Annotated in this window: 9 protein-coding genes; 8 read left to right on the top strand and 1 reads right to left on the bottom strand. The window is 51.1% G+C overall.

What is annotated here, in order from left to right; genetic code table 11:
- From RTI30_RS11320 to RTI30_RS11290, 8 genes are all read left to right on the top strand, one after another.
- Nucleotides 1-399 (top strand): Uma2 family endonuclease (locus tag RTI30_RS11320; RefSeq protein WP_312283793.1); only part of this gene is annotated, 399 nt, incomplete at its 5' end.
- A gap of 60 nt (nucleotides 400-459) precedes the next feature.
- Nucleotides 460-753, top strand: a complete 294-nt coding sequence (locus RTI30_RS14325) for a DUF4258 domain-containing protein (protein ID WP_409449702.1) — start codon at nucleotides 460-462, stop codon at nucleotides 751-753.
- Nucleotides 741-965: a type II toxin-antitoxin system MqsA family antitoxin gene (locus RTI30_RS11315; protein ID WP_312283792.1), complete on the top strand. Its 225-nt coding sequence runs from the start codon at nucleotides 741-743 to the stop codon at nucleotides 963-965. The genes RTI30_RS14325 and RTI30_RS11315 overlap by 13 nt, the downstream gene beginning before the upstream one ends.
- A gap of 8 nt (nucleotides 966-973) precedes the next feature.
- On the top strand, nucleotides 974-1,267 hold the full coding sequence (locus RTI30_RS11310) for a nucleotidyltransferase domain-containing protein (protein WP_312283791.1): 294 nt from the start codon (nucleotides 974-976) through the stop codon (nucleotides 1,265-1,267).
- A complete protein-coding gene (locus RTI30_RS11305; protein ID WP_312283790.1) occupies nucleotides 1,264-1,749 on the top strand; it encodes a hypothetical protein in 486 nt (161 codons plus the stop codon). Before RTI30_RS11310 ends, RTI30_RS11305 begins: the two co-directional genes overlap by 4 nt.
- Nucleotides 1,750-1,859: 110 nt before the next feature.
- Nucleotides 1,860-3,308, top strand: coding sequence for a flippase (locus RTI30_RS11300; protein WP_312283789.1), 1,449 nt, complete (start codon nucleotides 1,860-1,862; stop codon nucleotides 3,306-3,308).
- Nucleotides 3,305-4,384, top strand: a complete 1,080-nt coding sequence (locus RTI30_RS11295; protein ID WP_312283788.1) for a glycosyltransferase family 4 protein — start codon at nucleotides 3,305-3,307, stop codon at nucleotides 4,382-4,384. The genes RTI30_RS11300 and RTI30_RS11295 overlap by 4 nt, the downstream gene beginning before the upstream one ends.
- Nucleotides 4,385-4,422: 38 nt before the next feature.
- Nucleotides 4,423-5,310 carry a glycosyltransferase family 2 protein gene (locus tag RTI30_RS11290; RefSeq protein ID WP_312283787.1) on the top strand — a complete coding sequence of 296 codons (888 nt, stop codon included), beginning with the start codon at nucleotides 4,423-4,425 and terminating at the stop codon, nucleotides 5,308-5,310.
- Nucleotides 5,311-5,315: 5 nt separating this feature from the next.
- Here RTI30_RS11290 and RTI30_RS11285 read toward each other — a convergent pair whose 3' ends face one another.
- The gene (locus tag RTI30_RS11285) at nucleotides 5,316-6,770 is read right to left on the bottom strand and encodes a glycosyltransferase (protein WP_312283794.1); all 1,455 of its coding nucleotides are present in this window, start codon (nucleotides 6,768-6,770) and stop codon (nucleotides 5,316-5,318) included.
- Nucleotides 6,771-7,188 lie beyond the last annotated feature (418 nt).

Below are 7,188 nucleotides of genomic sequence, written 5' to 3'. Positions count from 1 at the left end.
TTCGATCAGGGTGAGGGCGGCCCCGGCGGCTGGTGGATATTCGACGAACCCGAGCTACACCTGAGCCAAGACATCCTCGTTCCCGACCTCGCCGGCTGGCGTCGCGAACGGATGCCGGCACTCCCCAAAACCGCGTGGTTCGAGATGGCCCCCGACTGGCTCTGCGAAGTACTTTCCCCGGCCACCGCACGTACCGATCGCGTCCTCAAATTGCCCCGTTACGCCGCCGCCGGTGTCGCCCACTGCTGGCTCACTGACCCCGACGCCCGCACTTTGGAGGCCTACGCCAATCAGGCTGGGCGCTGGCTGCTGCTGGGCACCTGGGGAGGTGATGACGTGGCCACTGTCGACCCCTTCGCCGCCATCTCCCTTTCTCTCTCGAGCCTATGGGTGGATTGACCATGCGCCTCAGCCCCGAGCAAGTCGCCCAAATCCGCCAGTTCGCGACAACATTCTGCTATGTTTTGCGAAAACATATACTTTAGCCGCCACGCACTGCAGCGCATGTTTCAGCGGGCGATTACCGAAGAAGCCGTTTTGCGCACGTTGGGCAATGGGCAAATCGTGGAAGAGTATCCGGATGATCACCCCTATCCCAGCCGACTGATGCTCGGCAACCATGATGGATGCCCCTTACATGTCGTGGTCGCCTATGACGCGGCCAACAGGCTATGTATAGTGATTACTGCCTATATTCCCGGACCGGATCAATGGGACGATACTTTTTCAAGGAGGACCTCATGCAATGTGTGATCTGCCGCCATGGCACCACTCAACCAGGAACGGTTACCGTAACTCTGGAACGGGGCGCAACGGTCATCGTCATCAAAGATGTTCCTGCGGAAGTGTGCAGCCAGTGTGGTGAATACTATCTGGATGAAAAAACGTCGGAGCATGTCATGAATATGGCAGAGCAAGCCGTTCAACGCCACGCCGAAGTGGAAATTCTCCGCTACGCCGCCTGACCGCCCCTATGCGCCTCAGCCCCGAGCAAGTCGCCCAAATCCGCCAGACTGCTGCGGAAAGCTTCGGCCCGGAAGCCCGGGTCTGGCTCTTCGGCTCGCGGGTGGATGACCGCAAGCTAGGGGGCGACATCGACCTGCTTGTCGAAAGCGACCAGGACTTCCCCGTACAAGCCTTGCTACGCACCCAGGCGCGCATGGAATCCGCGCTGCGCCTACCCGTTGATCTTGTAGTGCAAACCCCGCATAGCCAGCCCGGGCCGATCGCCAACATCGCCCGAATAACCGGGATACGCCTGGCATGACCACGCTCTATCAGGAACAACAAGCACTTTTGCACCTCCAGCTTACGGTATTGCGATGGCTGCGAGATGGATTGCGCCATAGCGCCGAGCGGCTGCACTGGCCGATAACTGCCAGCGATCTCGACGACCCGGAAGCGGCCGAGCGCTTGGCCGCGCTTAATGACCGTTTCACGAAGCTACAGGATCAACTCGCCGGTGCCATGCGTCACGCCCACACCATGCTCGGCGAACGTTACCGAAGCTACTTCGACGTTGTCACTTGGATGACCCACGAGGGCATCATCACCGCGCCGGAGGTCTGGCTGGAGTTGCGCACACTAAGAAATCAACTGACCCACGATTACGATTGGGAAGCACAAACGGCAGCCCAATATCTCAACGCCGTGCACGACAACATGGGTACCCTGATGGCTATCTTCAAACGCTTTGAAGAAGTATGTAACAAATATGGGCTCCTTCCCGCTGTAGAAGGTAGCGAGTAACCCATGCGCATCGGCTACGATCAAATTGTAAAAGTTCGCCGAGGAAACGCCAAAAGCCTCGGCCCTGAGGTGAGCGGCCCATCTGGCCATGGCGCGTCAAAGCACCTGACATGAGCACCCCACAACCCCGAATCGCTCGTTCCACGCTAATCAATCTGGCTGGAGCAGCAGTACCTGCCGCCCTGCTGTTAATCACGGTCCCCATCTACCTTCACCTCATTGGTGAGGCGCGCTACGGCGTCCTTGCCATAGTCTGGCTGCTTCTTGGTTATTTTGGCATCTTTGATTTGGGTTTTGGCCGAGCGGTGGCCAACAGAATAGCCGCGCTGCGTGATGCACCAACAGAAAAGAGAGAGGAAGTTTTCTGGACTGGATGGTTTATCAGTTTTATCACGGGCCTTCTCGGTGGACTATTGCTTTACGCCATAGGTCATTGGCTATTTGGTAACGTTTTTGTTGTGAGCACAAATCTGCGCGGAGAGGTCGATACCGCGCTACCCTGGCTAGTCTTTGCCCTCCCAATCGCGACTTCTCTATCCCTATTAGCTGGCACATTGGAGGGTAGGCAAGCCTTCCTCTCTATGAATCTGAGCCAACTAGCAGGCACCGTAACCTATCAGCTACTCCCTTTGGGAATCGCCTACGTGGGATATAACAGTCTTGCTGTTTTGATCCCTGCCGCGATATTTGGCCGCTTGGTAAGCGGTTTATTCCTCTTCCGTGCTTGTAAGCATCATATTCCTTTGCAGTCGGTACCACGAATGCGTCTGAGCCTAGTCAAGCCGCTTCTTCGTTATGGCGGGTGGATCACAGCAAACGGTATTACAAGCTCTTTATTATCGGTCGCGGATCGCTTTTTAATTGGTAGCCGAATAGGAATGATAGCCGTCACTGCCTATACCATACCCTACAACATCGTTTTATATTTCACAATCTTCCCTAAAAGTCTACGAATGGCGCTATTCCCAGAGTTTTCTCGATCAATCTCTACAGATGTAGACGAATTATTACGACGGGCTTTATTAACTGTTACCATCTTATTATCTCCATTAATTATCTTGGCAGAACTACTGGCAAAGCCTTTCCTAATCTTCTGGATTGGAAAAACACTCGCACAACAATCTTCACCTGTAGCTGAAATCCTACTACTTGGCGTTTGGCTAGATGCTGTTTCTGGCATTTCAGCCACCTACCTGCAAGGTACAGGACGCCCAGATTTACCAGCCCGATTCAACCTGTGGGAACTTTTACCTTACATGGTTATGCTTTGGTTTGGCATTAATTACTTAGGCATTGTCGGGGCCGCTTGGGCATGGACGATTCGTGTGGGTGTTGATTGTATTTTGCTCATTTTTGCCTCGAAGATGCAGTCTATCGCACCAATAGCCTTCCTGTTTTTCCTGCCTGTGGTAGCAAGCTTCTTTCTCGCTCAATCGCTATCCTACATGAGCCCCACGTACATTGGGCTCGGCGCTCTCCTACTATTAATGACAGCTACGCTTTCTTATACTACCATCCCAAAATCATGGGGCGACGCTCCGGAGAAGCATATAGTATGAGGATCACTTTTCTTCTTCCGGGTCGAGGATGGAAACCCGTCGGCGGTGTAAAGGTCGTTTATGAATACGCTAATTGTCTAGCCCAAAAGGGACACGAGGTTACTGTTGTTCATCCTGCGTTGCTCAATACGGATACCCCAATAAGTCAGTATCCCAAAAAGTTCATAAGATATATGCAAGCTCAAGTGGATCGTAGTTATCTACCTAAGGACTGGTTTCTGGTCGACCCACGTGTCAAGATGCTATGGACTTGGTCTTTGCATCCAAAATATATACCTGATGCAGATGTCATTATCGCAACAGCTTGGCAAACTGCCGAGTGGCTTGCCCGTTATCCAGAGCGCAAAGGGCGGAAATTCTACCTCATCCAGCATTGGGAAAATTGGAACGGCACCCCTCAAGATCGCCTAACAAATACTTGGCGACACCCATTGCAGAAAATCGTCATCGCGCGATGGCTGGAAGAGATTGCAGTCAGATTGGGCACAACAGCAGAGTATATCCCCAATGGCCTAGATTTCACCCGCTTTGGCGTAGACATTCCTATAGAACAACGCCATCCCGCGTCAGTTTTCATGTTGTACCATGAGCAGGAATGGAAAGGCAGCGCCGACGGAATAGAGGCTCTGCAGATTGTGAAAAGCCATACTCCTGAACTTCGAGCTTCTCTCTTTGGCACGTCTCCCAGAAACAGACACCTACCCAAATGGATCGAATATCATCGCCTTCCAAGCCCGTCTCTTCTGCGCAGACTATATAATCAAAGCAGTATATTCCTATCCCCCAGTTGGGCCGAAGGATGGCCGCTGCCACCTGCTGAGGCCATGCAATGTGGCGCGGCCGTAGTTGCGACCGACATTGGCGGGCATCAGGAATTCATTGAAAACGGCGTTAATGGATTGCTCAGACCACCCAAAGACCCTTTTGCTTTAGCAGATGCCGTTTCCTACCTTATCAAAAATCCAGATATTCGCATAAAGTATGCGGTGAGCGGGCATAGCTCTATTCAGCAGTTTACCTGGGAGCGTGCTTGTAGCCGGCTCGGGAAAGTTCTAAGCGGCTCCGAGCGCCTATGATAACAAATCGCCAACCTCGGCCAATCTGCGCAGCCATCGTGGTTAGTTACGAACCTGACCCGACCCTACTTCGCATAAACTTATTGCGCATCGCGTCTCAGGTTGACAAAATATTTCTTGTCGACAACAGTACCAAGTTTTGCGCTAATGATTTTTGCACAGATATTAACCTGCCCCATCTTTATTGCATCCCACTTTCTGAAAATCAGGGTGTCGCGAGCGCTCTCAACCGTGGCATCTGCGCAGCCGCAGCGTATGATGTCAATTTTATTCTATTGCTTGACCAAGATTCCGAGTGTTCTCCAAGCCTCATCAACGACCTCTTAGATGCCTATCAGAGGCTTTTCGAACAGAATGTTCCCATCTCAGCTATAGGTGCTCGATCTATTGACCGAACAACCAACCAAGTATCTAGTCCACTTACTTTTGGCCTTTTAGGGACCAGAGCGCGCCAATGCCAGAAAGACTGTGTTGTTCCTGTTGACTTCCTGATCTCCTCGGGCTCCCTGATTTCTATGGACACAATTGAATTGGTTGGCGGAATGCGAGAGCATCTATTCATTGATCATGTCGACACGGAGTGGATACTGAGAGCTAAATCAAAGGGATTGCAGGCCTATATGGCGTGCGATGCATATATTGTGCATGCAATAGGTGAACGACGGAAACGAGTTTGGGCCGGTCGTTGGCGCAATGCTCCCCTTCACAAACCTTTTCGTTACTACTACGTTTACAGAAATTACTTATTATTATCAAAAGAACGTTATATACCTACAAAATGGAAAGTAATGGAGTTTTTTCGACTTATACAAATGCTGGTCTTCATTATTTTTTTTGGAGATGATCGGGAGGAGTCATTTAAGTTTATCGTTCGTGGCATAGCAGATGGACTGGCCGGCCGTAGTGGCAGGCTTGCCACACATTGAGCCGATTATTTATGAATATAGCCATAATGGAATGCAATATATTTGGCTGCATTTCGGGCCATAGAAACAGGCCATAGCGAAATCCGTCGCCACCCCAAAAACTTTAACTCCCCTATTGCGTAGCGTAATCCCTCGCCCCCAGCCCCACCGAACTCTCTTGCAATCCATTTTTGCGAGCCATGAAATGCTCCAATATCTCGGTATCTTTTAACCTCCTGTTTTATAGAATAATTATGGGAATGATAACAAATTGGAGTTTCGGAATATGCAATACACCAGCCAGCCAGGAGCATTTTTGCGCCAACGTAGAGGTCTTCACTAACCTTGACATCCTCAGGAAAGCCTCCGGCGTCCCGTAATGCATCTGCTCGATACGCCGAACACGAGTCCGAGAGAAAAGCTGTCTTTATTCCTAGCTTCTTACGATCGTCAAGGCAACGGACCTGACTCACTGGCGGGTAGTTAAAGTATCTCGAAAACTTTGCAAATATATTGGCATCAAGGTGTGGAATCTGGCGCCCGCAAACTGCGCCTACCCGCGACTCCTCAAAAGCATTAAGCAAATTTCGGAGAGAATTCGCAGACGAAAAATAAGCATCCTGGGTAACATAAACATAAAACGTATACCCTGGATTTTGCCGAAATGCCATTTCCCTTGTCTTACCATGACCAAAGTCTGCCTTCTCGATAACCTGCAAACGCACTTCGGGAAACAATGCATTAACCATCGCCGCGCTACCATCACTTGAGCTCGAGTCAATTACTAGTACATCATGCTCGATATCCTGCGCAGCCATTGAACGCAGCAAGCGCTCTAAATCGTTTCGTCCGTTATAACTCGGTACAATACAGAGTACTGTATTTCTTGCAGCATTCGCATTACTGTTCCTGCTTGATGCTGTGTTAGAGCGCCATTTTTGCCTCCTGTTATGCTCCGGTACTGGGACAAGACCTTTGAAAACGCGAAGCGTCTGTCTACAGACTTGCTCCGAGGAATAGTTCCTTTCCACGTCTCTGCGAGCGGCCGTCCCCAGCTTGCGGCGAAGCTGCACATCTTTAGCTATACGATCAATAGCATCAGCGAGTGCGGACACATCACGCGGAGGTACGAGCCAGCCGTTTTTATTGTGCTGAATGAGCTCTCTGCATCCAACAACATTGGTGGTGATAATTGCACGTCCGGTAGCCATTGCCTCGAGCAAGACCTTTGGAATGCCCTCCCGGTGCCAAGTTGGAAGACAAAAGATGTTACACTGCCCAATCACCGCGCTCATGTCGTGCCGATCACCAAGCCATTCCACGATTCCGGCAGCGTGCCAACTTTTTAAATCCGCTTCGGAGATGGCCGCGGAATGCTGATGATCGACACCACCAGCCAACAAAAAACGGTAGGATCTACCTTCAGCGCGCAGCGCACTCGCCGCAGCAATGTAAACTCGAATGCCCTTCTCTTCTATCATACGCGCAGCAAGAAGTACCGTTATTGGTTCGCCGACCGGCTCTTGCTGCCTAGGAAACTCCTCCAAATTAACGCCAGCGCCCTTGATGACAATCCCACCACCACGCAAAGCACCAATTTGCTGCAACTCGCAGAGATCCTCTGTGTTTTCAAAAATAACAACGCTTCCGCGGGGATTAAGTAAATGACGTAATGCTTTTCTAAGCAAAGGGCGGATTAGCCGCGCCTTCCTATCCTCACCCGCGAACACATAACCCAGCCCCACAGGCGCATTGACAACTTTCGTACCAGGCGAACCTAACAGCACTGCAATGGTGCCAAGGGCGGTTTCAAGTTTGAAGTGCAACACCCGCATATAACTCTCTGACTTGCTGCGCCATAACTTCGGCAGGTGTCCGAAATCCCAGACATTTCCTGGG

The sequence above is a fragment of the Candidatus Igneacidithiobacillus taiwanensis genome, assembly GCF_031962545.1.
GTDB classification, from domain to species: Bacteria; Pseudomonadota; Gammaproteobacteria; order Acidithiobacillales; family Acidithiobacillaceae; genus Igneacidithiobacillus; species Igneacidithiobacillus taiwanensis.
This window is presented reverse-complemented; position numbering and strand designations above follow the sequence as displayed.

Bases quoted from the DNA above. Each gene is read 5' to 3' on its own strand.
- RTI30_RS14325 (WP_409449702.1), top strand. From the start codon at position 460: ATGTTTTGCGAAAACATATACTTTAGCCGCCACGCACTGCAGCGCATG.
- RTI30_RS11315 (WP_312283792.1), top strand. From the start codon at position 741: ATGCAATGTGTGATCTGCCGCCATGGCACCACTCAACCAGGAACGGTT.
- RTI30_RS11310 (WP_312283791.1), top strand. From the start codon at position 974: ATGCGCCTCAGCCCCGAGCAAGTCGCCCAAATCCGCCAGACTGCTGCG.
- RTI30_RS11305 (WP_312283790.1), top strand. From the start codon at position 1,264: ATGACCACGCTCTATCAGGAACAACAAGCACTTTTGCACCTCCAGCTT.
- RTI30_RS11300 (WP_312283789.1), top strand. From the start codon at position 1,860: ATGAGCACCCCACAACCCCGAATCGCTCGTTCCACGCTAATCAATCTG.
- RTI30_RS11295 (WP_312283788.1), top strand. From the start codon at position 3,305: ATGAGGATCACTTTTCTTCTTCCGGGTCGAGGATGGAAACCCGTCGGC.
- RTI30_RS11285 (WP_312283794.1), bottom strand. From the start codon at position 6,770: ATGATAGAAGAGAAGGGCATTCGAGTTTACATTGCTGCGGCGAGTGCG.